The 22,271-nt window shown below is 62.5% G+C and carries 26 protein-coding genes and 1 pseudogene; 12 read left to right on the top strand and 15 right to left on the bottom strand.

Going from position 1 to position 22,271, the window contains the following annotated elements:
* Positions 1-120: 120 nt before the first annotated feature.
* Positions 121-324 carry a DUF2934 domain-containing protein gene (locus LB529_RS10640; RefSeq protein ID WP_095768854.1) on the bottom strand — a complete coding sequence of 68 codons (204 nt, stop codon included), beginning with the start codon at positions 322-324 and terminating at the stop codon, positions 121-123.
* A gap of 150 nt (positions 325-474) precedes the next feature.
* Here LB529_RS10640 and LB529_RS10635 point away from each other — a divergent pair, with 150 nt between their 5' ends.
* Positions 475-789, top strand: a complete 315-nt coding sequence (locus LB529_RS10635; RefSeq protein WP_224601096.1) for a hypothetical protein — start codon at positions 475-477, stop codon at positions 787-789.
* 618 nt (positions 790-1,407) lie between these two features.
* Here the strand turns inward: LB529_RS10635 and LB529_RS10630 are convergent.
* Both LB529_RS10630 and LB529_RS10625 read right to left on the bottom strand, forming a co-directional pair.
* Positions 1,408-1,578 carry a hypothetical protein gene (locus LB529_RS10630; protein ID WP_224711043.1) on the bottom strand — a complete coding sequence of 57 codons (171 nt, stop codon included), beginning with the start codon at positions 1,576-1,578 and terminating at the stop codon, positions 1,408-1,410.
* A 622-nt stretch (positions 1,579-2,200) separates the two neighbouring features.
* Positions 2,201-3,961 carry a thiamine pyrophosphate-dependent enzyme gene (locus LB529_RS10625; protein ID WP_224711042.1) on the bottom strand — a complete coding sequence of 587 codons (1,761 nt, stop codon included), beginning with the start codon at positions 3,959-3,961 and terminating at the stop codon, positions 2,201-2,203.
* A 143-nt stretch (positions 3,962-4,104) separates the two neighbouring features.
* Here LB529_RS10625 and LB529_RS10620 point away from each other — a divergent pair, with 143 nt between their 5' ends.
* Together LB529_RS10620 and LB529_RS10615 are read left to right on the top strand one after the other, a co-directional pair.
* Positions 4,105-5,001 (top strand): alpha/beta fold hydrolase, encoded by an 897-nt coding sequence (locus LB529_RS10620; protein ID WP_224711041.1) that lies wholly within the window; start codon positions 4,105-4,107, stop codon positions 4,999-5,001.
* 939 nt (positions 5,002-5,940) lie between these two features.
* Positions 5,941-6,204: a hypothetical protein gene (locus LB529_RS10615; protein WP_140542264.1), complete on the top strand. Its 264-nt coding sequence runs from the start codon at positions 5,941-5,943 to the stop codon at positions 6,202-6,204.
* Positions 6,205-6,239: 35 nt separating this feature from the next.
* On the opposite strand, the gene LB529_RS10610 is transcribed toward LB529_RS10615, so the two are convergent.
* From LB529_RS10610 to LB529_RS10600, 3 genes are read right to left on the bottom strand one after another with little or no spacing between them, the layout of a single operon-like run.
* Positions 6,240-6,452, bottom strand: a complete 213-nt coding sequence (locus tag LB529_RS10610) for a hypothetical protein (protein WP_224711040.1) — start codon at positions 6,450-6,452, stop codon at positions 6,240-6,242.
* Between the two features lie 49 nt (positions 6,453-6,501).
* Positions 6,502-7,101, bottom strand: coding sequence for a hypothetical protein (locus LB529_RS10605; RefSeq protein ID WP_224711039.1), 600 nt, complete (start codon positions 7,099-7,101; stop codon positions 6,502-6,504).
* A 14-nt stretch (positions 7,102-7,115) separates the two neighbouring features.
* Entirely contained in the window at positions 7,116-7,844 is a 729-nt protein-coding gene (locus LB529_RS10600; RefSeq protein ID WP_224544398.1) for a DUF4142 domain-containing protein, read from the bottom strand.
* A 437-nt stretch (positions 7,845-8,281) separates the two neighbouring features.
* On the opposite strand from LB529_RS10600, the gene LB529_RS10595 reads away from it, so the two are divergent.
* On the top strand, positions 8,282-9,196 hold the full coding sequence (locus tag LB529_RS10595) for a hypothetical protein (RefSeq protein ID WP_224711038.1): 915 nt from the start codon (positions 8,282-8,284) through the stop codon (positions 9,194-9,196).
* A gap of 60 nt (positions 9,197-9,256) precedes the next feature.
* Here the strand turns inward: LB529_RS10595 and LB529_RS10590 are convergent, their stop codons facing one another.
* The gene (locus LB529_RS10590; RefSeq protein WP_224629455.1) at positions 9,257-10,330 is read right to left on the bottom strand and encodes a sensor histidine kinase; all 1,074 of its coding nucleotides are present in this window, start codon (positions 10,328-10,330) and stop codon (positions 9,257-9,259) included.
* Complete coding sequence (locus LB529_RS10585) at positions 10,330-11,073, bottom strand: Crp/Fnr family transcriptional regulator (protein WP_224629454.1); 744 nt, start codon at positions 11,071-11,073, stop codon at positions 10,330-10,332. Before LB529_RS10585 ends, LB529_RS10590 begins: the two co-directional genes overlap by 1 nt.
* A 117-nt stretch (positions 11,074-11,190) precedes the next feature.
* Between LB529_RS10585 and LB529_RS10580 the strand changes: the two genes are divergently transcribed.
* Positions 11,191-11,370 (top strand): hypothetical protein, encoded by a 180-nt coding sequence (locus LB529_RS10580; protein WP_224638492.1) that lies wholly within the window; start codon positions 11,191-11,193, stop codon positions 11,368-11,370.
* Positions 11,371-11,554: 184 nt separating this feature from the next.
* On the opposite strand, the gene LB529_RS10575 is transcribed toward LB529_RS10580, so the two are convergent.
* The 3 genes from LB529_RS10575 to LB529_RS10565 form a co-directional block, all read right to left on the bottom strand.
* Positions 11,555-11,773 carry a hypothetical protein gene (locus LB529_RS10575; RefSeq protein ID WP_224544276.1) on the bottom strand — a complete coding sequence of 73 codons (219 nt, stop codon included), beginning with the start codon at positions 11,771-11,773 and terminating at the stop codon, positions 11,555-11,557.
* Positions 11,774-11,999: 226 nt separating this feature from the next.
* Positions 12,000-12,188 (bottom strand): DUF3606 domain-containing protein, encoded by a 189-nt coding sequence (locus LB529_RS10570; RefSeq protein ID WP_224629451.1) that lies wholly within the window; start codon positions 12,186-12,188, stop codon positions 12,000-12,002.
* 251 nt (positions 12,189-12,439) lie between these two features.
* Positions 12,440-12,748 (bottom strand): DUF982 domain-containing protein, encoded by a 309-nt coding sequence (locus LB529_RS10565; protein ID WP_224629450.1) that lies wholly within the window; start codon positions 12,746-12,748, stop codon positions 12,440-12,442.
* Positions 12,749-13,114: 366 nt separating this feature from the next.
* Between LB529_RS10565 and LB529_RS10560 the strand changes: the two genes are divergently transcribed.
* The 4 genes and pseudogenes from LB529_RS10560 to LB529_RS10545 form a co-directional block, all read left to right on the top strand.
* Entirely contained in the window at positions 13,115-13,276 is a 162-nt protein-coding gene (locus tag LB529_RS10560; protein WP_224711037.1) for a hypothetical protein, read from the top strand.
* Positions 13,277-13,369: 93 nt separating this feature from the next.
* Positions 13,370-14,176, top strand: a complete 807-nt coding sequence (locus tag LB529_RS10555; RefSeq protein WP_095768838.1) for a hypothetical protein — start codon at positions 13,370-13,372, stop codon at positions 14,174-14,176.
* Positions 14,169-14,915, top strand: coding sequence for a metallophosphoesterase (locus LB529_RS10550; RefSeq protein ID WP_140844352.1), 747 nt, complete (start codon positions 14,169-14,171; stop codon positions 14,913-14,915). The genes LB529_RS10555 and LB529_RS10550 overlap by 8 nt, the downstream gene beginning before the upstream one ends.
* A 127-nt stretch (positions 14,916-15,042) precedes the next feature.
* A pseudogene (locus LB529_RS10545) lies at positions 15,043-15,204 on the top strand (LysR family transcriptional regulator); the annotation flags it as partial.
* A gap of 221 nt (positions 15,205-15,425) precedes the next feature.
* On the opposite strand, the gene LB529_RS10540 reads toward LB529_RS10545, so the two are convergent.
* Genes LB529_RS10540 through LB529_RS10530 form a run of 3 tightly spaced genes read right to left on the bottom strand, consistent with a single transcriptional unit; the run spans position 15,426 to position 18,978 of the window.
* A complete protein-coding gene (locus LB529_RS10540; RefSeq protein WP_224527757.1) occupies positions 15,426-16,241 on the bottom strand; it encodes an alpha/beta hydrolase in 816 nt (271 codons plus the stop codon).
* 10 nt (positions 16,242-16,251) lie between these two features.
* Positions 16,252-17,736 carry an NAD-dependent succinate-semialdehyde dehydrogenase gene (locus LB529_RS10535; RefSeq protein ID WP_224711036.1) on the bottom strand — a complete coding sequence of 495 codons (1,485 nt, stop codon included), beginning with the start codon at positions 17,734-17,736 and terminating at the stop codon, positions 16,252-16,254.
* A gap of 15 nt (positions 17,737-17,751) precedes the next feature.
* Positions 17,752-18,978, bottom strand: coding sequence for an iron-containing alcohol dehydrogenase (locus tag LB529_RS10530; RefSeq protein ID WP_224711035.1), 1,227 nt, complete (start codon positions 18,976-18,978; stop codon positions 17,752-17,754).
* Positions 18,979-19,113: 135 nt separating this feature from the next.
* On the opposite strand from LB529_RS10530, the gene LB529_RS10525 reads away from it, so the two are divergent.
* Both LB529_RS10525 and LB529_RS10520 read left to right on the top strand, forming a co-directional pair.
* Positions 19,114-19,812 carry a GntR family transcriptional regulator gene (locus LB529_RS10525; protein ID WP_224711034.1) on the top strand — a complete coding sequence of 233 codons (699 nt, stop codon included), beginning with the start codon at positions 19,114-19,116 and terminating at the stop codon, positions 19,810-19,812.
* A 107-nt stretch (positions 19,813-19,919) separates the two neighbouring features.
* Positions 19,920-20,513, top strand: a complete 594-nt coding sequence (locus tag LB529_RS10520) for a DJ-1/PfpI family protein (protein ID WP_095768830.1) — start codon at positions 19,920-19,922, stop codon at positions 20,511-20,513.
* A 158-nt stretch (positions 20,514-20,671) separates the two neighbouring features.
* Here the strand turns inward: LB529_RS10520 and LB529_RS10515 are convergent, their stop codons facing one another.
* Positions 20,672-21,436, bottom strand: a complete 765-nt coding sequence (locus LB529_RS10515; protein WP_224711033.1) for an SDR family oxidoreductase — start codon at positions 21,434-21,436, stop codon at positions 20,672-20,674.
* Positions 21,437-21,726: 290 nt separating this feature from the next.
* Here LB529_RS10515 and LB529_RS10510 point away from each other — a divergent pair, with 290 nt between their 5' ends.
* Positions 21,727-21,999, top strand: coding sequence for a hypothetical protein (locus tag LB529_RS10510; RefSeq protein ID WP_095768828.1), 273 nt, complete (start codon positions 21,727-21,729; stop codon positions 21,997-21,999).
* The last annotated feature ends 272 nt before the right edge of the window (positions 22,000-22,271 follow it).

Genomic DNA, 22,271 nt, shown 5'->3' with positions numbered 1-22,271 from the left:
GCTGGGCGCCGCCGCTCGGGCGCCTGCCGTTTTGGTCAGCCCAGACCCAAACGGCGACCAGAACGATCACCAGAATGCCGAGAGCAATTAGGATACGACGCATCCCCGGGCCGACCTGCTTCAGCCGCCTGGCCGGTTGGCGGCCGGATCAGAGCCGGCGCCAACTGCGGGATCGGGCGCCACCGGACCGCGCTCGACTTCCGAACCTTCCGACTCGATCTCCTGCACGGCTTGATCCCAGTGTTCCTGCTGACGGCCCTCGGGGCGGCCTTCACGCTCCCAGATCTCATGGGCGCGTTGCCTGATGCGTTCTTCCCTGTCCATGCCTGGCTCCTCTCGCACGGCTGAACTGCATTGTCTGCGCCTAATCGCATGCCTGGAGGTTTGTTCCACCGGACTTGAAACGGACTGCCCGGCAGTTGGGAACGCCGCTCCCGCGCCGGTGTTATCTTTCATCCAACCGGAGACAGAGTCATGAAGAACAGTCAGAACCGTCGCGAGACCGGCGCCACCAAATATCCCGCGAATACCGATCCGGATCCGAGCGACGAATTTTCCCAGGACGCCGCCGGCAATGAAAGGCCCCATGTCGATCCGGGCCTCAGCCGCAAGCAGGGCGAGGTCGAGGACAAGACCCGTCAATCTGAGGGCCGCAATCCGCCGCGACAGCCGACGCCAAGCACGGCGACGGAAAAGAGCTCAGGGGCAGGTCCCGCTGTCGCGGAGCATTCCAAGGACGCCAAGGCGCCCAGGAGCGGCCGTCAGCCCGGCGCCTATGTAAAGGAATGAACGGCAGCGCGCCCCCTGGAACATAGCTTTGAATTCTAAGTTCGGTAGCAATCGTCTCCGCCGGTTCCGGCATTGAGGCGGCGAGTAGCCAGGCTCCGAGACCATCCGGTTGCTGTAAAACGGCGGACCGACGATGAACAGAAAAGCCCCCAGCATGCATTTCCGGAAACGAGCGGGCGCGATGACGTGTCGCCCGCCCGTTCAGCGCCGAACGACGGCTTGGCTGGTTTTGCCGGCAGGCCTCTTGGCAGGTTCCCTTTGTGCCCCGGCATCGGCGCACCAGGCGCCGGCGGGCTGGCAGTACGATCCTTCCTGCTGCGCCGGAGTGGATTGCTATCAGGCCCCACCTTCGGACGTGAAAGAGACGAAATACGGTTACCAACTCTCGACCGGCGAGCTGATCCCCTACAGCGACCACCGCATCAAGCGATCACGCGACGAATATTTTCACGAGTGCAAGCCCGGGGGCGACACCAGTTCCCAGCACTCCTTCTGCCTTTATGTTCCGGACCGCGGGATGTGAGGCGCAGCGGTTAGTATCCCAAATCGTGACCAAGAAGGCCCGTCCTCGACACAGGCGGACCTTCTCGGTGTGCGAAAGCTACAGCCGCGAAACGCCTACTTGTTGCAATTCTGCATGTTGGATGTGGTGTTGCCGCTAGCGGTATTGTTGTCGATATCGTTGCCAGCCGCGTCCTTGCACCGGTCGCCCATGCCGCTGGACGGTTTTGTGGTCGTGCTGTTTGTGGCGTTTGGATCGACCGTGCCGACATTGCCGTTGTTGTTCATGCCGTTGGTTCCGGTCGTGGTGCCTGTTCCAGACCCGTTGCCACTGGTTCCAGAGCCGCTGGATTGGGCCATTGCGGATGTAGCCAGGACAATTGCGACAGCCGAAGCCGAGAGAAGTCTAATCATGGGGAAGTCTCCTGTTTGATCGCCCGATTGCGATATGTCTCAAACAAGAAATCCCTGTCGATGTTCCAGAGTGGCAGGTGCTATCCATAACTTCTTGTCGATTACACCTGAAACCAACAATGCTGCCATATCGAATGCGCGTCATAGAACAACTAGGCTTATTTGTTGTTCGAACTTTCTGCCTCGGGTCGATCCCGGCCGCGATGTTGGAGTCGTTTCACATCGCCTTCGACCGTGTCCCGCCATGGCTCCTTGAAAGTGCCCTTAGAGGTGCCGATGCCGGGATCGTTTTCCCATATCAGCGTCGCTCGGATTTTTTGGATTTCGGGTGCTGGTTTCCCTGATGACCATTCCTCGTAGCCCGGTCCATCAAGACTTCACGCGGAACCTGCCGCATCGCCGCCAGGATTTCCCGATCCGGGGTGCCGCCGCCGCCGAGATGAACATCGACCATTCGACGGCGCTGGCGGGAAAGGGCGAGTGTCAGAATTCCCGCCTATTCGCCGGCCTCCATCATCGTCTTGGCTGGTTCTTGGGCGACGTTTTCCTCGATCTGGTCGCGGCCCGGAGTCCGAGGCAGCGCCTTGCGGAAGTTCTTGGCGTAATCGGGCGGCATTTTCGGCGGCATCATCGGCTCATAGGCGTCGACGAGCGCTTCTATGATCACCGGCCCGCTGGCGGCGAAAGCCTGGTCGAGCACCCGCTCGACCTCCTCCGCCCGCTCGATGCTGAACCCTTTTCCACCCATCGCCTCGGCGGCCTTGGCAAAATCGATCGGCTGCAGCTCGCAGCCGAATTGAGGATTGCCGAGGAACATCATCTGCTCCCAGGCGATCTGGTTCAGCATGTTGTTCTTGATGACCAGGAGTTTCAGCGGAATGCCATAGCGCACGGCCGTCGAAAACTCGCCCAGTTGCATGGCGAGCCCGCCATCGCCGACGATCGCCGCGATAGGGCGGCCGGGAAAGGCTATGCCGGCGGCAATCGCATAGCTGAGGCCGCAGGACATAGAGGCAAGCGCACCGGAGACGCTAAAGGCTTGCCCCGCGCGGAGATCGACATGACGGGCGGCAAGCTCTGTGTTCTGGCCGGAATCGGTGGCCAGAATCGCATTCTCCGCAAGACGTTCGCCGAAGGCGCGCGCGACGCGTTGCGGCTTGAGAGGATGAGCCAAGTCGTCTTCGGACTGGCGCATCATCTCGCGCCATTTGCGCATCGAGCCTTGCGCCGTCGCCAGGAACTCGCCGTCAGCTTTCTGCTTCAGCCGCTTGTTGAGGGCGCGCAAGGTCTCCGCCGCATCGCCGACCAGACCGGCTTCGACCGGAAAGCGCAGGCCGATGCGCTGCGCATCGCAATCGATCTGGACGCCACGCGCCTTGCCCGGCCGCGGGTAATACTCGATGTAGGGGAAGGTCGAGCCAACAATGAGCACGGCGTCGCATGTTTCCATCGCCTCCTGCGATGGCAAGGTGCCCAGAATGCCGATGCCGCCAGTGGTGTAGGGATGGTCGTCCGGCAGCACCGCCTTGCCCAGCAGCGCCTTGACGACCGGCGCCTGCAACAGCCGCGCCGATTCTTCAAGCTCGGCTGCCGCGCCGATCGCTCCGCGTCCCGCGAGGATCGCCACGCGCGCTGCGTCGTTGAGAATGGCCGCGGCCTTGTCCAACTCCCCGTCTTGCGCGACGCAGTGAGGAACGAACATGCCCTGCGGCGTGTGCGCCGGCCGGTTGCGCTTGGATCGCTTGGCCGCGTCGGCGGGCTGTTCCTGGATATCGCTGGCGATTGAAAGATGGGCGACGCCCCTGCGGGCGAGCGCGGTGCGGCAGGCGAGGCTGGCCACGTTCTCCATATGCGCCGCGTCCGAGACCTGGACGTTGTAGACGCTGACGTCGTTGAAGACGCGGGTGAGATCGACATCCTGTTGCGTGAATGTCTCGATCAGGTCATGGAACTGCATGCCGGTAATTGCCAGCACCGGCGCCTGGTCGAGCTTGGCGTCGTAGAGGCCGGTGAGAAGGTGAGTACCGCCGGGCCCCGACGTTGCGAGGCACACGCCAAGCTTGCCTGTCCATTTGGCGTAGGCGCAAGCCATGAACGCGGCCGATTCCTCATGCCGCACCTGGACGAAGGATATCCTGTCCCGGTTTTTGCGCAGCGCCTCCATGACGCCATTGATGCCGTCGCCGGGCAGGCCGAACACGACTTCGACGTTCCAGGCAATCAGGGTGTCGACGAGGATTTCGGCTGCGTTGGGCATGGCGAGGCTCCGCTGTTGGCTTCCGAACCGGCAAGACCACGGTTGGTTCCCTCGTCGGATCGGGCCGGCCGGCGGTCACAAGGAACAAACCTGATTGCAAGGGGTTGGGCGGCCACTGCAATGTGCTGCTCTGAGGAGGATCTGTGGACGAGCCTGTTTTCTGCGACACGCCGCTGCTGCGGGTCGCCTATGTGAGCGGCGGATCCGAGGACGGAGCGCCTGTGCTGCTCCTTCATGGCTGGCCTGACGATGCGACCACTTTTGCAGACGTGTCGCCATTTCTTCATGCCGCGGGCTTTCGCACCTTCGCGCCATGGCTGCGCGGGTTTGGAGGAACCGTGTTCCACTCCAGCGAAACGATGCGCTCAGGCGAGATCGCCGCCATGGCGCAGGACGCGCTCGACTTTGCCGATGCCATCGGCCTCGAACGGTTCGCGGTTGTCGGCCACGACTGGGGGGCACGCATCGCCTACCTGCTCGCCTCCGTCTTTCCGCAGAGGATAAGATGCTGCGCGGCGCTTTCGCTGGGATGGCAACCCGGCTCGCTTCCGACGCCGCCTTTGGAGCAGGCGAGGGCCTTCTGGTACCAGTGGTTCATGGCGACCGAGCGCGGCGAGAAGGTCGTGCGACAGCACGGCCACTCCTTCGCGCGATTCCAGTGGGGCAGCTGGAGCCCGCCAGGCTGGTTTGACGACGCGCTGTTTGAACGTGTGGCGAGGTCCTTCAAAAATCCGGACTGGCCGGACGTGACGCTGCATTCCTATCGCGTGCGCTGGGGGGAGGCGGATCCCGATCCGCGCTACGCTGAACTCGCGCGCAAGCAGGTTGAGGCGGAGGTCATCTCGGTGCCGACACTGGTCCTTCATGGCGATGACGACCGCGTCGTTCTGCCGGGTTCGTCCGAAGGCAAGGAGGAATATTTCTCGGCAAGCTACGAACGTGAGCTTCTGCCGGGCGTCGGGCACTTTCCGACCCGCGAGGCGCCTGAGCAGACCCGAGAGGCGCTGGAGAGCTTCCTAATAAGCGTCGGCAGGCAATAGGCTGCGCCGACGATATTCGGGACAGCTGTCCCGAGAGGAAGTTCGTCGGTCCAGCAGACTGGCGAGACAGGAACCTTTTTCCTGTCAGTGGGTTAGTGGGGCAGGCATTAACCCACGTTAGGGGAGCGGCCGTGACACGCAAGCTTCGTCAAGTGCTCGGATCGGAGGAGGAGCCCTCCAAGATCACGACGCCCGAGCGCGAGACGAGCGTCGCGTTGGAGGCGCTGAGATGCGAGAGTGCACCGTCTCGAATGTTGGCACTGGCGCGTAAGCTCGACGCCGCGATAGCGTTGCGGGCGCGCAAAGCCCGCCCGAATTGATTGTCGACTGGGACGTTCCGATCGCGACGATGCGGAACAATCATGGCCGGCAGTTGTTCGTCTCCAAACCTTCCATGAGGCGATCGGATGAAAGGCATAATTCAAAGCCTGATTGCCGAGTTTCTGCCGCGATGGTGGCGCCGAAAATCTCGCGCCCCGGCACCGAGGCAAGCGCCGGTTCGTGCGTTCTCGCGGCTAAAATCGGACAGTTCCCAAGCGACCGGGGCAGGGGAAGAATCGGATGAAGGTCCAAGATAGCCAAGGCAGGGCATGCCCGCTCCGCCGGCTGAAACATTCGTCCCGATTGCTCGTTCGGCAACATCATTTCAGCGGGCGCGAGGCGACACCGAAAATGCCGAAGAAAGTTTTCCCAGTACCCGACGCGCTAGAAACGTGAAACTTTCTCCGGAACATTTCTGTCGCCTGCCGGTTCGAAAGCCGATCGCCCTCCCTCTAGCGATCCAGGGTCCCATCAGGCCCCATGGCCCGTTGCCGCATGCAGGCAGCGGGCCTTCTTCGTCTGGATCGCCGCGTGGCTCCCGAACCGGGCGCAAGGGGAACAAGCGGGATACCTCCGGGTTCCCCTGAGATAGCGGGAACTGTCAACCAGGAGGCCGCAATGAGCGAGGCTATGACGACCTCAAATCACGAAGTGATCCGAGCTTGGATCGAGGCGCGCGAGGGTAGGCCTGCCGTCGTCGCCGGGCCGGGGAAGGGCGCGATCCTGCGGGTCGATTTCGGCGCAGGCGACGAAGATCTGAGACCGATCGAATGGGAAGACTTCTTCAAAGTGCTGGACGACGACAATTTGGCGTTTGTCCACCAGGACATGACCGCGGAGGGTACCATCAGCCGCTTCAACAAATTCATCGCGCGCGAGTAGGCCTCCAGGAAAGAGCGGATATCGCGCTCGAACTGTCACTGAACCCCCGGCATCTTGCTGGCATCCTGTGGATTCTTCGTGATGCCGGCGGCCGGCGAGGTATCCTGCGGCGCGTTCCCGCCCTGGTTTTGCTCGGGCGTCCGTTTGACTGGCGCTGTTTGCCAGCGTGTGCCGACATAGACGAAGGCCCAATAACAGAGCACCAGGACCACCGCAGCCAATATCAGTGGCAGAAGCACCCGTCTCATGTCGAACTCCTGGCTGGCTTTGCGTCTGTTGTGGCCGCCGACGGCGAGGTTAGGTCGCCCTTCGGCGCGCCGCTTCCCGCTCGACATCCTCAGCCGAGTAATCGCCGGCAGCCGGATCGAAGGCTGCCCACCCGTCCGCTTCATATTCGCTGCGGCGGTTGGCGATGTTGACCGACGCGGAGCTGTGAAGGACTTCCCGGGCTTCCGAAGCGAGGTCGTCCTCGACGCGAGCTGTCACCAGCGTGCCGCCGCGGCGGACGCCTTCGGCATAGACATGCGCGTCTTCCTCCGGCACGCCGGCATCGGTCAGGCTGCCGATAATGCCGCCGGCCGCGCCGCCCACAATCGCTCCAGCGACGGCGCCCGCGGCTGTCGACGCCAGCCAGCCGGCCGCGACGACCGGCCCGACGCCAGGTATCGCCATGGCGCCCAGGCCTGTGGCCAAGCCTCCGGCGCCGCCCACGACCGCGCCGATACCGGCGCCGCTGGCGGCATCCTCGGCGGCCGGGGATGGCGTGTTTCGATACCAGCCGCGGGCATTGTTGGCCATGATGCTGATGTCGGATGACGGGACGCCAATGGATTCCAGCTCGCCCACCGCGTCAGCGGCGTCGTCATAGTCGTCGAACAGCGCGGTCATCGTTTGCATGTCGGTTCTCCTGTCTATTGTTGGCCGGCGAAGACGTTGCCCTGATAGTCGAGTGCAACGGAGGTGCCCTTGCCGTCCTTCGTCGCCTGGCCACGCCAGATGCCCTGCTCGTCCTTGGCGAGCGCTGACACGTCCGCATAGCCGGCATCCTGGATGCGCTTCTTCGCCTGGGCCTCGGTGAAGCTGTTTGCGCCGGGAACCGGAGCGGGTGGTTTGGGTGTCGATGCCGATTTGACCGCCGGCATGCTCGCGCTGGCGCGGGCGATCTTCTCGATCATGTCCTGATGCATTTTCAGTGTCGGCAGGGTTTCCGCCGCGAAAGATTTGAGCGCGGGATTGTCTCCGTCCTTGGCGTAGGCCTCGAACAGGCCGACCGCGTCCGCATGTGCCTTGCGCTGCATCTCCACGTAAGGCTGATCCAGCGAGGCCGTCGTGCTCTGCAACCGTTCCAGATCGCTCTTATGCTCCGCATCGGATCCCGTCGGTACCTGCAATTTCTGCTCGGCGGCGATCTTCTGCAGTTTGGCGTTCGCCGCGCCGTGGTCGGTGATCATCCGCTTGGCGAAATCCTTGATCTGCTGATCCTTCGCATTGTCTTGCGCGATCTTGCTGGAATCCACTTCGAACATCCCGCCGATGGCAGCCTTGTCGACGAAGGTCTGCGCGTCGTCGGCCGCGAAGGCCGGAAGGGCAAGCATCAACGCGACGGCCGTCGATGGAACGAGCAACATACGCAAGCTCATGGCTGAAGGCTCCTTGCTGTTTGATGGGGCCCGAACCGCTATTCCCGGCCTTTGTTCCGCGACAGACTTGTGGCGTTTCAAAAGGCCAAAATGGAATCCGCCAGCCCTGGCCGGGCGGGTTTCTGATCGGTCGACCATGGCGAAGCCCGGTCAGCGGGCAAGAGAGGAGCCGGTGAATTCGTCGACGAGGATCGGCCCCTTTTACACAACGGGGACAGGCCTTTGCCTCAATCAAGCGCTCGGAGTCGAGGCGAAACCGGCCTTTGTCTCAGAGCTCTGCTCGCGGGTGGAACGAAAGCCGAATCCGGGAATTACCTACAAGCACTGAAGATTACTTGCAGGAGGAACAAATGGGACGAGGTATTCTACTCTGGCTGCTCGGCGTTCCGATTCCGATCATTATCCTTTTGATGCTTTTCGCGCGGTAGGAGCGGACAATGACCAATGCCTTTTCCGCGGTCGACGAAGCCGCGATCGAAACATCTTCGTCTGCCGTCAATTGGGGACCTATCGTGGCAGGCGCTTTCGCCGCGGCCACTCTGACGCTCGTCCTCATGCTCGTCGGTTCCGGGCTTGGTCTGACGATGATGTCGCCCTGGGGCGGCGCTTCGCTGACGACTTTCGCCGTGTCGACCGCGGTCTGGCTGGTCATAGTGCAATGGCTGTCATCCGCGCTTGGCGGCTATGTTGCCGGACGGCTTCGCACCAAGTGGGTCAACGTTCATACCGATGAGGTGTATTTCCGCGATACCGCTCACGGGTTCCTGGCCTGGGCGCTTGCCACCTTGCTGGTGGCCACCGTCCTTGGTACGGCGATCTCGGGAATTGTCGGCACTGGCGCCCAGGCGACGACCGGCTTGTTGAGCGGCGTCGCAGCCGGTGCAGCTTCGCAGGCCTCGTCGGCGCAGTCGCCATCCGCCAATGATTTGGCTGGATATTTCGTCGACGCGTTGTTCCGGCCGGCCGATAACGCAGCCGCTGCAACACCACCGGCCGGCACGCCTCAGAACAATGCCGATGCCGCTGGGCAGGCAACACGCATACTGGCAATCAGCGCTGCGAACGGCGAAATGAGCGCGAATGACAAGGCATATCTTGCCCGCCTGGTGGCATCGCGGACGGGCCTGCCACAAGCCGATGCGCAGAAGCGGGTGGACGACGTCCTCGCTAGCGTCGAGGATGCCAAGAACAAAGCCAAGGCGGCCGCCGACAAGGCCCGCAAGGCAAGCGCCACCACTGCTCTGGTTGGCGCATTGTCGCTGGTGATCGGCGCCTTCATCGCGGCCGTTGCGGGAGTGCTTGGCGGCCGGCAAAGGGACGAGGACGAGGCTCGCTTTTTGAGAAGCAGCTGACGGTCATCGCGCCTAGTCTGGATGAGGGCGGCAACCATGTCGCCGACGGCGGTGGTCGTGCTACTGGCCGCCGATGGCCTCAAGCGGGATGGCAGCCGTGAAATTGAGCCCGCTCGGAGCCAGCCGCAAGTCCACCGTCGCTCCGAGCTCGTATGGCAAGGTGCCCTCCAGAACCTCCAAGCCGAAGCCGCGCCGCTCGACGGGTTTGAAATCGTGGGATCCGCTCTCCATCCATTTGAAATGGAGCAGGTCCTCTTCCTCCAGCTGCCATTGGATGTCGATGCGGCCTGCGCGGCTAGACAGTGCTCCGTATTTCAGGGCGTTGGTCGCTAACTCGTGGATGGCCAGCCCTATTGTCTCGGCGGCCTTGGGCGCAAGCGTCACGGGCGGACCGTCGATCGTCAGGTTCTCGCCTTCCCGGCCGCCCGCAGCACGCAATTCTTCCGCCACGATCAATGCCAGACTGATACCGATCGACGGACGGCGTGTGATGGCCGCCTGGACCCGGGCGAAGGCGTTGATGCGGCCTTCCAGATGGGCCGCGGCTTCGTCCAGGGATTCGCTTCTCTCCATCGTGCGCCGCACGATCGAGCGGATGACGGCCAGCGTGTTGCGCACGTGATGCTGCAATTCGGCGAAGCGGGCCCGGTGTTGTTCCTCGCATTCCTTCTGATGCGTGATGTCGTAACCGATGCCCCCGATCTGGGCGACCTTTCCCGCTTCATCGCGCATCGGAAAATCGGCGTTGCGCAGCCAGCGTATCTCATTGTCGGCCGGCCGGCATATACGGTATTCGAAGGTGACGCTTTTGCCGTCGCGAATGCGCTCGATCTGGGCCAGCACATGCTCGCGGTCTTCAGGCAGGACAAGGTCGATCCAGCTGGCGAAGTTGTCGCCAGCCAGGGCCTTTTCACGGCTCATGCCGTAAATGGCGTCGAAAGCCGGGCTCAGATATTCCCACTGCAGCGTCTCGGCGTTGCGAATCCAAAGCACGTCCGAGGCGGCCTCTCCGAAATCCTGCAGGTTCTCCTCGCTTGCGCGCAGCCCGGCTTCGGCACTCGCATGCTCATGCAGGGCCGTCTGGACCTCGGCCAGGCTGCGTTCAAGCGGCTCTTTGGGCGGACCCTTTGACATCACTCTTCATTGGCATCGAGATGCCTGCCTTCGCGATCGAGATGCAGATAATTGGGATTGAACAGCGCGACGTCCTGCAATGCCTTAAGGTTGGGAATGGTCAGAGTCCTGTCCTTCAGCACGATGAGGTTCGAGGCGCGCAGCTCCTGCAGCGTGCGATTCACATGAACCGTCGACATGCCCAGCGTCTCGCCCAGTTCCGTCTGCGTCAACGGGAACTCGCAACTGCTGTTGCTCGTGCAGCCCGCAGCTTCCAGCCGGATGAACAGCTCGCATAGTAAATGCGCCATGCGCTCCAGTGCATCGCGCTGCCCGAGGTTGACGGTCCACTCGCGCTGTATCGCCGCTGCGACGAGCGATTCCCACCACAGTGCCTGGGTGATGCGCGGATGCCCGATCATCATCTCGTCGAAGGCCGTGCGCGAGATTTCCGAGACCACGACCGGCGTGATGGCGCCGATAGAATGGTCCATTTCCTTCAGGACGAAGACATTCAGATCGCACAGGTCCCCAGGCAGGAAAAATGCGATGATCTGCCTGCGGCCGTCTTCGAGGGTCTTGTAGCGGCAGGCCCAGCCCTCGCTGATCAGATTGATGAATTCGGGCTTCTCGCCCTCGTGGATGATATCCTCGCGCGCGGCGAAACGTCGAACCCGTTGCGCCGCTATTCTGAGCAGCATGTCCTTGTCGGCCTGCGAGAGCCGCGTGAACTTCTCGAGCTTCCGGATCAGAGGCCGCCTCATCCTTATCCTTCTTGTCCGTGATACACAGAACGATCGGGCAACGACCTTACCTATGTTAACGTCCGTTTGCCGCGGACGACTGCGAGCAGGAAGCGCATATGGACGACAAAGTCGCCGATGCTCGTGCACCGTCCTGGAGACGCGTATTTTCCTGAGCAGGATATCACAGCCGCGATTTTCGCGCTCGGTTTCACGGCTATCGATCCCGTCGCGGCCAGCCACGAGGCCTTGGAAGCGCCTGGTCAAGATCGCGTCGAAATGGGCATGACCGATCTCGAGGGCCGGAGCCGCGATTGATCATGCGTCGTGTGCCAAGCGCTGAGAAGCGGCTGCCGCGAGTGTCCGCCACCGGCTACGACGCAGCCGCGCCCCTCTCGTGTTGCCAATCGCAGCTGGACAAGCCCACTGCCGACCAATCCGGCGCGTCACCCGCTGGACATGGCGCGCCGGCCTTGCGGCCCCTTGAGAGATCCTCGCCGGATTAAACCGACATCAAGTCGAAGCTGACGGCGTGTCCGTGCTTGACGGCCGACCGCGCGATCATGTTGCTCAATTGAGGAGACTCTACCGAGCAATCCGGCATGACAGTAAGGATGGCCCGCGTGGCCGCGGCCACCGACACCGGCGAGCGGTGCGAGGAACGCGTTTCCATATAGTGCTCGATGAGTTCGTTCAGCCGGACAGGATGATATTTGATCACGCCGCACCTCCCTAAGCCGCGCTTATTCTCTTGCAGCCAACGAATGCTCCCGGTCTCGCGGTCGCGCATTAACCCATGAGAGGGAGTCGGGAAAATTCTTTGAAGCTTCGGCGCTGCAACGACACGTCTGGAGACATTGGCGCTTCGGTCAATCACACTGGCTTTGCGCGCGCATTCCCTTCGCCGGCGGCTTCAGCCAGACGCATCCGCGCCAGGTCATTCCGGCCTAACGGGAACCAAGCGCCTTGGCTTCGCGCTCCAGCGTCGCGCGGTCATTGCCGTGTTTGCGAATAAGCTCCCGGGCTTCGGGCATCGTCAGCTGGAATTTCCGCGCGAAATACGCGACCTCATATTCTTCGTCGCCCGATATTCGGTCGCGGTCGCGGAAATCACGCTGGTTCTTGTCGTCGGTCATCACCGTTCCTCCTGGTTGAAGAACAACGTCCGCCGGTAAACGTTCCGTCGGCCGCTGCACGGAACATGCGGCTCGGTGCGGTTCGGAAGTCCCCCCTCGCACCCGCCGGCGTACCGAGCGCCTGATCGGAGAAACGGCATGGCCATCGCGGGGAGCCGCCTTTTTGCTGGAACGATCCCGCTGGCTGGTGGATCAGATCGGGGCGGGCAAAATCTCGGCTCGCCCATGGCGGACCCGGGATGCGTCTGATCTCAGCTCTGGTCGCGAAGCAATATTCTGGCGTCCTCGGCAGCAGCGATGAAAGCCTGGTGTGCGACCCTTGGCGGCTCCTGATTGCGCAACACCGCAAGGCAGGCCTGGATCGCGCGGCGCCGTGTCCTCAAATGAGGCTTGGGCCAATCGTGCAAAAGCACGTCAGCCGCATCCAGCACCGACACGACGACGCGGTCACGGTCGATGCGACCTGGCTGCACCACGACCGGTTTGCGAAAACGTTTGCTGCGATAGCGCATGGCCGCTTTGCCGCTGAAACGGTGATCGGACACGGCATCATCCTTCAATCGGCGTTTGCGACAACAACCTATGTTAAGGCGGCGCGACCGATCGTGGCGCAGACTGCGGCGGCCTTAGTTCCCTCACCGAGGCAGGCCCGGTCTGCGCTCCTGTGTCACCAACGAGGATAAGCAGACCGGGCTTTCAATTGGCTCCGCAATGCCTGCGGAAGGCCTTTAGCGATCCCATTCTCCATGGAGAGCGCTTCTTCAGTAAACCTGGACGCGACCGCTACGTTCCGTCTCGTCGAGCATGGGCACGGCCGTGAGTCGAGATCGGCTTAACTGTCGCCTCGCACGGACGGTGGGCGGAACATTTGGCCGCCAACTCGGTTAGCCGGACGACCGACCGCCTCCAACCGGGAAGGAAAAGCCATGCTCGGTATCGATCTGTGGGCCTTCGTCGTGATCGGCGGGCCGATTATTCTCCTGCTTGTGCTCGTTTATGCTCTTTTGACCCGCCGGCATCGAGGACCGGCCGAACGCCGCGAGAGCGATCGTGCAACCGAGCGCCTATACCGCAACCAAGGGGACTGAGGTGAGGCTCACCCACAGTCGCCGGCAACGGAACCAGCCGGTCAGGTTGCTGTTTACATCCCGAATGAAGATTTGAGCTCGGAGCAACGGTCGATGGCCGATGACGAGTTGCCGGGCGTGCTGGCGACGCTGCCTGTGATCGACGCTAAGGCGGAGCCGACGCTGAAGAGCGCGGAGGCGGAAGCTTTCTATACCCACGCGATCCGCGAGCTCGCCGCCACCGACATTCCTTTTCTCGTTGCCGGAACATATGCGGTGAGTGCCTATACCGGCGTCGTGCGCCAGACCAAGGACCTCGATATCTTCTGCAAGGCAGGCGATTGTCCGCGCATCCTCGCCCATTTCAAGGATATCGGCTACGCCGTCGTGATCGAGGACGATCGCTGGCTGGGGAAGGTCTTCGAAGGTCCGCATTTCTTCGACGTGATCTTTGCTTCCGCCAACGGCACCATGCAGGTCGAGGACCAGTGGCTGGAGCATGCCCGGCAGGTCGAGCTGCTGGGCAGCCGGGTCAGGATCATCGGACCTACGGAACTTATCTGGTCGAAATGCTTCATCCAGGACAGGGGACGGCACGACGGTGCCGATATCGCCCATACCATCCTCAAGGCACATGAGCAGATCGACTGGCAAAGGCTGCTGTCTTATCTCGACATCCACTGGGAGGTGCTGCTGATGCAGTTGCTGAATTTCCGCTGGATCTATCCCAGCGAACGCGACCGCATTCCCGACTGGTTGCTTGACGATCTGCTCGACCGGCTCGCCAGGCAGCGGCAATTGCCTTCACCGAGGATGAAGATCTGCCGCGGCCGACTGCTGTCGCAGGTCGACTACGAGATCGATGTCAAGGAATGGGGCTTTGCCGGTGTCGGCGGCGTTGGAGAATTTCACGATGGCTGAACAAAGCAGGGCAAGCAAAACGAACGGAAACGGCAAAATCAAAGTCGCCGCGGTGGGCGATCTGCATGTTCAGGAAGATGCCCAGACCTCCCATCGCGACCTGTTCGGCGAGGTTTCGCGCGAAGCCGACGTCCTGGTGCTTACCGGGGACCTCACCAATCTCGGCAAGCCGAAGGAGGCCGAGCTTTTGGCGGAGGATCTCCGGGCCTGCTCGATTCCCGTGGTCGCGGTGCTCGGCAACCACGACTACGAATCCGGTTGCGCCGAGCAGATAGCGGCGACACTTCGCCAGGCCGGCGTTTACCTCCTCGACGGACAGGCGACAGAACTGATGGAAGTCGGCTTTGTCGGCGTCAAAGGTTTTGTTGGCGGGTTCGGCTCGAGGATGCTCGGGTCCTTCGGTGAGCCGGCAATCAAGGCCATGGTGGCCGAGAGCGTCAGCGAGGCGATGCGGCTGGAAAACGCCATGCGGCAAGTCCGCGCCAAGCGGACACTTGTTGTGCTTCACTACGCCCCGATCGCGGAAACGGTTGCTGGCGAGCCGCCTGAAATCTTCCCGTTCCTCGGCTCTTCCCGGCTGGCCGAAACGATCGACCGGTTCAAGGTGAGCGCCGTCGTGCATGGTCATGCGCATCGAGGCACCTTCGAAGGTCAAACTCCCGGCGGCGCGAAAGTCTACAATGTCGCCATGCACGTCGCGAAGCCGACGGGCCGGCCCTATGCGCTGCTCGAGATCTGAGCCGGCCAGCGACTTGGCTAGACCTCGTCGACCTGGCTGCCTTCCTTGGAAGGGCCCGCGGTGTGGACAGTCCCCAAGGAGCGGATGAAGCGCTCGAAGGCGCACAATGTTTCTCTGTCGCGCCAAGCGCGTGCCGGGAACCGACCTGCACATGTACGGAACGCTCTGGCTTCTCACGCAGGGGGAGTCCCGCAAGACGAAGCGCGTGCGGCTCTTCACCGAGTTCATGTCCCGCAGGCTTGCCGCGCACGCGCCGCTTCTCGCCGGGCTGTCCATATCGCGCGACTGACGCGCGGCAGGGTCGCCGGAGACGCTTGCGCATCTGATGGTTCGGGCGACGGCAGCCTTCAAGGCGGGGAACTTTTGAGCGGCTACGGTCTCTTACGATTTGACGCTTTTGTCGCCATAGCCGCCCCATGCAGCCGGCGCGCTTGCGGCCTGCGCCGCTTGAGCGGGATTGAGCGCAGCATTCCACTTCGCAGGCCAGCGGCCCGGTATCTGGATAGGGCTCTATGTGGCGATGAGCTTGGCCAGACGATCCGATGCCTCGGTTCCACTCACTCCAAGGTCGCGAACGCTGCTCATGTGATTGGCACCGGAGAGGGCGGTTTGAGAAACTGCCAGCCCTTGTTTTCGCAGATGCTTCGCAAATGCCTCGGCCTGGCTGTGGAACGGCGGCGTTTCCTCGGCTCCAACAGCAATCTCGACCTCTACGGCGGGATCGAAGCGATGTGTCAGCGGCGACAGGCTGGCGGCCTCCTCGTCCGTTATGGCGATCTCGGCGGCAAGGAAGGAGGTCTGCAGAGGCTTCAGCTCGTACAAGCCGCCAAGCAGCAGCGCGCCTTTAACGCTTGATGATCGGCCGTCATCGTTGAACAGCATCGTCGCCAGATGGGCGCCGGCGGAGTGCCCGCTGACCGTCAGGCGGCCGCAATCGCCGCCATGCTCGGCGATGTGCTCGAGCACCCAACGCTTGGCTCGGCGCACCTGCTCGACGATGGCGGCCATCCTCACCGAGGGCATCAGTGAATAGTCGACGATGATCGCGATCGCGCCCGCCCGCGTCACCGTGTCCGCGACATAGGAATAATCGCGCTTGGAGAACATGCGCCAGTAGCCGCCGTGGATGAACATGTGCACCGGCAGGCGATCGCGTTTTCCCAGGGGAAAGAACAGATCGACGGTTTCGGCGGCGTCCGGTCCGTAGGCGATATCGGCGACGCTCGGGATTTTCGCCCGGGTCTCCGCGCTGCGGCGAACGATCTCTGCGACGATATCGTCGAACTCCGTAACGTGGTCGCGGATGCGAAACGGATCCCTGGTCACGCCTGCGCCCTCACATCGTCACGGCGATATATTTGGCTTCCAGGAACTCGCTGATGCCGTGCTTTTGCCCGCCTTCGCGTCCCAGGCCGCTCTGCTTGACGCCGCCGAAGGGAGCCGCAGGGTCGGACATCAGGCCCCGATTCAGCGCTATCATACCCGACTCGATCCTTGATGCCACGCGCATGCCCTTGGCCAGATCGCGCGTATAGATATAGGCCGCCAACCCGTATTCGGTGTCGTTGGCGCGCGCGATGACTTCGGCCTCATCGTCGAAGCGCATGATTGGAGCGACGGGACCGAATATTTCCTCGTGCGCCATCTCCGCATCCGGGGCAACGTCGCAAAGAACCGTCGGCGGGTAGAAAAAGCCCTTGTCATCCGAGGCTGCGCCTCCGCACAGCACCTTTGCACCGCGACGGACCGCGTCTTTGACGAGCCGGTCGATTTTCTCGATGGCTTTGCGAGTGATCATCGGGCCGCATTCGGTCTCGACGTCCGTGCCGGGGCCTACCTTGAGGGCGGCCATGCGCTTGCGCAGTCCCTCCGCGAACGCATCATGGATACCCGCCTGGACATAAAGCCGGTTGGCGGCAGTGCATGCTTCGCCGGCGTTGCGCATCTTGGCAATCATCGCTCCGTCGAGCGCTGCCTCCAGGTCGGCGTCGTCGAACACGACAAAGGGAGCGTTGCCGCCAAGCTCCATCGAACAGGAGATGACGTGCCTGGCTGCTTCGGCCAGAAGAACGCGCCCAACGCCGGTGGAGCCGGTGAACGAGAGTTTGCGCACTCGCGGGTCGGCGAGCATGGCAGCGGTCAGCGGTCCCGGATTGGACGTGGTGAGAACGTTTACGACACCGGGCGGGACGCCGGCGTCCTCATACAGCGCGGCAAGCGCATAGGCAGTCAGCGGCGTTTCGCTGGCGGGCTTCAGGATCACGGTACAGCCGGCTGCGAGCGCCGGCGCGATCTTGCGTGTGGCCATGGCAGCTGGAAAATTCCATGGCGTGATGAGCACACATATGCCTATCGGCTGGTAGTCGATGACGATGCGGTTTGCGCCGGAAGGCGCAAGGCCGAACTCGCCGCTGATGCGAACCGCTTCCTCGGCGTTCCACCGAAAGAACTCGGCCGCATAAGCGACTTCGCCGCGTGCATCGCGCAGCGCCTTGCCGTTCTCCAACGAAATCAGCACGGCCAACGTTTCCGCCCGCTCGGTCATCAGTTCGAAGCAACGTCTCAGGATCTCCGACCGTTTGCGTGGGGCAGTTTCGCGCCAGGCAGCCGCCGCCTTGGCCGCGGCGTCGACGGCGGCCGCGGCGTCAGCCAGCGTAGCATCGGGAACAGCCGCGATGACGGATTCCGTCGATGGATCGACCACCTCGATAACGCGCCCGTCCGACGAGGGCCGCCATTGCCCGCCGATATAGAGCCCGTGTGAGAACGTGGCATATTCGGAGACGTCCTCCTCATCCAAAAGCCCTGGAGAAGCGTTCATCAGGTGTCTCCTGTTTCACATCAGAACGGCGGGCATATCGCCGTCATAGGCCGCTTGCACCAGCCGTCGCATCGCGGCGGCGTCGAAAGGGCGGGGGTTGTTCTTGATCAGGCGGTCGATGCCGAGCGCCTGCTCGGCGGTCCACTCGATCTTGCCGGCAGGCAAGCCCAGCTCGGCCAGCGTCCGTGTGATGCCGATCGAGCCGAAAAGCCGTGAGACCTCTGCGATGGTCGCGGAAGCCCTGTCCTTGAGTTCAATGTTGGCATGGGGAAGACCGAGTGCTGCACCAACCTCGGCAAACTCGCTGGCGGCGGCGGGCAAGTTGTAGTTCATCACATAGGGAAGCATGGTCGCCACCCCCAACCCATGCGGCGTGTGGGTGAGCGCGCCAACCGGATATTGCACGGCATGGGCGGCGGCCGTCCCGGCCGTGCCGAAGGCGCAGCCGGCCGCCAAGGCGCCCATCATCACATCGGCGCGCGCATCCTCGTCCGCACCGTCCCGGTAGGCCCTTTCCAGGCTGCGGCCAAGAAGCTTGACGGCCAATAGCGCGAAATGGTCGGTGAGAGCGCTCTTGCCCACAAAGACGTGCTGCTGCGGCAGTGTCGGATCGGTTCCGCGTCTCGCCGCCGTAAAGGCTTCGATGGCGTGCGTCAGGGCATCGGCGCCTGCAATTGCCGTGAGCGCGGGCGGGCAAGTCGCGGTCAGCTCCGGGTCGCATAGCGCGACGGCGGCGATGAGGTGAGGACTTGAAATGCCGACCTTCAGCAGGCGCTCCGGATCGGAAATGACGGCTACGGGCGTCACCTCCGAGCCGGTGCCGGCGGTGGTCGGCACGGCAATCAGCGGCAGCGTTGGGCCCGGGACCTTGAACTCGCCATAGTAGTCCTGAAGCCTGCCGCCATGACTGATCAGCAGCGCCGCGCATTTGGCCATGTCGAGGCAGCTTCCGCCACCGATCCCAACGACCATGTCGGGTTTGAAATCCTTCGCCTCGGCAACACAGACCGCGACGCTGTCCCGAGGCACGTCCGGCAGAGTGCGGTCATGGACAAGGATTTCAACCGAGGTATTCCTCAGCGCGGCCATCATCTCGCCGAATATGGCCGTTGCCGCGAAGCGCTCGTCCGTGCAGACGAGCGCGCGCTTGCCATGCCTGGATGCGACCTGCGGCAGCACCTGGCGCTGGCCTTTGCCGAATAAGATTTCACGCGGCAATCGCGCTGCGGCGAACAAGGTCATCGAGTGAGCCCTTCCAGTATGGATCGGCGATCCATCGCTTCCATTTAGGCGTATCCGCTATAAAATCGTATAGGATATAGGATTGAATTGGCCGGAGCATCGTGTTAGTGGTCCTTCCTGTCAAGAGGCAAAAAGATGCAGAACCCCGATGTGAAGCTTGATGATGACGCGCGGCGGACGGGCAGAATCCAGCGCGCAAACAGCCTCGCGGGAGACGTCTACGAGGCGATCTTCCAGCAACTCATGTCGCTCAAGATCGCGCCGGGGTCGCGCATAACCGTGGACAATCTCGTCCGGGAGCTGGATGTCTCGCATACGCCGATCCGCGAGGCTCTCGGGCGTCTGGAAGGCGAAGGCCTGGTGATCAAGACCCATCTGATCGGCTATCGCGCCGCACCGCAGATCACACGCCGGCGTTTTGACGAGCTTTACGAATTGCGCCTTTTGCTTGAGCCTGCCGCCGCGGCCAAGGCAGCGGTCAGCCTCGACGCTGCCCGGCTGGCGGCCCTGCAAGAGGCGGCGGGGGTCATGACCCGCGGCGAGGGCAGGGACGAGCGCCTTCGCTATTCCAACTTCGCCCGCCAGGATGCGATCTTCCATGACAAGATCATGGAGTTCGCGCAGAACGAGATCATCCGCGAGACGCTGAACCACCAGCACACGCATTTTCACATTTTCCGGCTGATGTACCACTCGCGCGTAACCGAGGAGGCTCTCGACGAGCACGAAGCCATTCTCTCGGCTTTCGCAGCCGGCGATGCGAACGCGGCGCGAAGGGCCATGCGGGTGCACATCGAGAACTCGCGCGACAGGCTCCTGCCTGCGTTCGAATAGGCGGCCGGACGTTCCAAGCGGGTGAAACATGCCTTTGCTGACATCCACAATCCGATCCCCAAAACCCAAGGCGCGCCTTGCACTGCCACGCAACCGAGAGGAAGACCATGCCAGCCAAAAAGATACTGATGCTGACCGGAGAGTTCACCGAGGAATACGAAATCTTCGTCTATCAGCAGGCCATGGAAGCCGTAGGCCACACCATCCATGTCGTGTGCCCCGACAAGAACGCCGGAGACCGGATCAAGACCTCGCTGCACGACTTTGAGGGCGACCAGACCTATACCGAGAAGCCCGGACACTACGCGCTGATCAACAAGACGTTTTCGGAGGCGGAAAGGCAGATCGACCAGTATGATGCGGTCTACTGCGCCGGCGGCCGCGGACCGGAATACATCCGCACCGACAAGCGCGTTCAGGCCATGGTCCGCCACTTCCACGAGACCGGCAAGCCGATCTTCACGATCTGCCACGGCGTGCAGATTCTGATAGCGGTGGATGGTGTCGTGCGCGGCAAGAAGGTCGGTGCGCTGGCGGCCTGCGAGCCGGAGGTCACCCTTGCGGGCGGCACCTATATCGACCTCTCGCCCACCGACGCCTATGTAGACGGCACGATGGTTTCGGCCAAAGGGTGGACCGCACTTGCTGCCTTCATTCGTGAGTGTCTGAAGGTGCTCGGCACGGAAATCCACCATAACTAGCCACTGCCGGCCGCTGCGCTTGAGAAGGCGGGCGACCTGGCACAAATGCAACGGCGGATCCCGGTTTCGGGTCGGATCGCGACGCGTTTCCCGCGGCCCTTTGCAAGGGCCGCGACGTCCTTCGATTCAAGTACGAAGCGCGCCGCGCTTCGCTTCTGCTACCAGCACACGAAGCCGCCATCCACGATAAGATCGATGCCGGTGACGAAAGACGCGGCTCGACTGGCCAGAAACACCGCCGGGCCTATCATCTCCTCGGGTGCCGCGAGGCGACCCATGGGCGTATCGCGCTCGAAGTTCTTCACTTGCTCGGCCACTTCCGGCCTGCGGTTCATCGGGGTCAGCGTGTATCCGGGGCTGAGCACGTTGAGCCGCAGTCCGCGGTCCGACCATTCCATCGCCAGGCTCTTGGTCATGTGAATGACCGCTGCCTTCGACGAGTTGTAGTGCGCCTGGAGGAGACCACGGTTGACGATCGAGCCGGATATGGAGGCCACGTTGATGATCGATCCCTTGCGGCGCGGCAGCATCACGCGAGCCTCGGCCTGGCAGGATAAGAACACACCGCCGACATTGATGCCGTAGAGTTCTTCCCACGTGGCCAGCGGCAAGGTCTCGGCCGCGTGTGCGCCGCCTATACCTGCATTGTTGACGGCAACCGTAAGCGCGCCGAGCTCCCTTTCGATACGCTCGACGGCGGCGGCAAGATCGGTTTCCGACGTCACCGAGCCGGTTATCGCAAGCGCCTTGCGGCCGAGCGCGGTGATCCTCTGCGCCGTCGCCTCGAGCCCTCCCTTCGAGGCGTGACCGAAGCACGCGACGTCGGCACCGGCCTCCGCAAGGCCGACCGCTATCGCCTGACCGATGCCGCTGCCGGCGCCGGTGACCAGCGCGACGTCGCCATCCAGTTTGAACAAGTCCATTGGGGTAGCTCCTTCCTAATTCCTTGATCGCAATCGGGCGAACATACAGGAGTCTTGGTCTCGGCTGCGGTTTTTGTCGCACCCCATCCTTGCTGGTCGCTCAAATGCTGCTGCTGAACGTGGCGGCGATCGATCGACACCTCGAGCGCGAACTGCTCCCCTATCCATGATGCGCATCGCACAAATTTCTGTGTCGAGGAACTCACCGGCCGCGAGTGCGAAACGGGAACTTTTGTTCCACTGGCGATTTTGGCTATGCTGCAGATCCGAATTGCCAGAAGGTCGCTGCCATGACGAAATATTTTGCAATCGCCGCGCTCGTGCTTGCCGCAGCAGCCATGATGGCGGGCCCGGCCGCCGCTGGCGAACAGCATCGCTACCGCGTCGTCAAACAGGAGCGTTATGTTCCAGCCAGCGACGACATCATCGAGACGCTGTTCGGCGGTCCGCGCTATTACGATCAGCAGATGACCACCACGGCGGCGGGCGCCTGCGCGTATCACCGCGTCGGACCGGACGCGAATGCGGTGAACTACATCAACGATAACTATTGCGGGAAGTAGGATTCCCTGGGGGCGGCGTTCCTCGGAGCGTTTTCGACAAGCCTCGACCCTCTTTGCGTTATGGTCTCTGCGAACTTATCGGAGTTCGCCGGGGTGGCTGTGTTGGCCGGACGTGGCCTCTTTTGAATACCGATCCTCTCGCGGGTCTGCGGGTCATCGCACACAGTCGATCCAGACATTGTATACAATAATGAAGAAAGATGTTGACAATCGACCTCGGCCGGTTTCCCTTACGCTATACGCGCAGCCTACGAGCAAAACACAAAGCGCGA

This window comes from Mesorhizobium sp. CA5 (genome assembly GCF_020165105.1).
GTDB lineage: Bacteria > Pseudomonadota > Alphaproteobacteria > Rhizobiales > Rhizobiaceae > Mesorhizobium.
Note: the sequence above shows the minus strand (reverse complement) of the source record. Positions and strands in the feature narration are given on the sequence as shown.

Bases quoted from the DNA above. Each gene is read 5' to 3' on its own strand.
- LB529_RS10640 (WP_095768854.1), bottom strand. From the start codon at position 324: ATGGACAGGGAAGAACGCATCAGGCAACGCGCCCATGAGATCTGGGAG.
- LB529_RS10635 (WP_224601096.1), top strand. From the start codon at position 475: ATGAAGAACAGTCAGAACCGTCGCGAGACCGGCGCCACCAAATATCCC.
- LB529_RS10630 (WP_224711043.1), bottom strand. From the start codon at position 1,578: ATGAACAACAACGGCAATGTCGGCACGGTCGATCCAAACGCCACAAAC.
- LB529_RS10625 (WP_224711042.1), bottom strand. From the start codon at position 3,961: ATGCCCAACGCAGCCGAAATCCTCGTCGACACCCTGATTGCCTGGAAC.
- LB529_RS10615 (WP_140542264.1), top strand. From the start codon at position 5,941: ATGAGCGAGGCTATGACGACCTCAAATCACGAAGTGATCCGAGCTTGG.
- LB529_RS10610 (WP_224711040.1), bottom strand. From the start codon at position 6,452: ATGAGACGGGTGCTTCTGCCACTGATATTGGCTGCGGTGGTCCTGGTG.
- LB529_RS10605 (WP_224711039.1), bottom strand. From the start codon at position 7,101: ATGCAAACGATGACCGCGCTGTTCGACGACTATGACGACGCCGCTGAC.
- LB529_RS10600 (WP_224544398.1), bottom strand. From the start codon at position 7,844: ATGAGCTTGCGTATGTTGCTCGTTCCATCGACGGCCGTCGCGTTGATG.
- LB529_RS10595 (WP_224711038.1), top strand. From the start codon at position 8,282: ATGACCAATGCCTTTTCCGCGGTCGACGAAGCCGCGATCGAAACATCT.
- LB529_RS10590 (WP_224629455.1), bottom strand. From the start codon at position 10,330: ATGTCAAAGGGTCCGCCCAAAGAGCCGCTTGAACGCAGCCTGGCCGAG.
- LB529_RS10585 (WP_224629454.1), bottom strand. From the start codon at position 11,073: ATGAGGCGGCCTCTGATCCGGAAGCTCGAGAAGTTCACGCGGCTCTCG.
- LB529_RS10580 (WP_224638492.1), top strand. From the start codon at position 11,191: ATGCTCGTGCACCGTCCTGGAGACGCGTATTTTCCTGAGCAGGATATC.
- LB529_RS10570 (WP_224629451.1), bottom strand. From the start codon at position 12,188: ATGACCGACGACAAGAACCAGCGTGATTTCCGCGACCGCGACCGAATA.
- LB529_RS10560 (WP_224711037.1), top strand. From the start codon at position 13,115: ATGCTCGGTATCGATCTGTGGGCCTTCGTCGTGATCGGCGGGCCGATT.
- LB529_RS10555 (WP_095768838.1), top strand. From the start codon at position 13,370: ATGGCCGATGACGAGTTGCCGGGCGTGCTGGCGACGCTGCCTGTGATC.
- LB529_RS10550 (WP_140844352.1), top strand. From the start codon at position 14,169: ATGGCTGAACAAAGCAGGGCAAGCAAAACGAACGGAAACGGCAAAATC.
- LB529_RS10535 (WP_224711036.1), bottom strand. From the start codon at position 17,736: ATGAACGCTTCTCCAGGGCTTTTGGATGAGGAGGACGTCTCCGAATAT.
- LB529_RS10530 (WP_224711035.1), bottom strand. From the start codon at position 18,978: ATGACCTTGTTCGCCGCAGCGCGATTGCCGCGTGAAATCTTATTCGGC.
- LB529_RS10525 (WP_224711034.1), top strand. From the start codon at position 19,114: ATGCAGAACCCCGATGTGAAGCTTGATGATGACGCGCGGCGGACGGGC.
- LB529_RS10520 (WP_095768830.1), top strand. From the start codon at position 19,920: ATGCCAGCCAAAAAGATACTGATGCTGACCGGAGAGTTCACCGAGGAA.
- LB529_RS10515 (WP_224711033.1), bottom strand. From the start codon at position 21,436: ATGGACTTGTTCAAACTGGATGGCGACGTCGCGCTGGTCACCGGCGCC.
- LB529_RS10510 (WP_095768828.1), top strand. From the start codon at position 21,727: ATGACGAAATATTTTGCAATCGCCGCGCTCGTGCTTGCCGCAGCAGCC.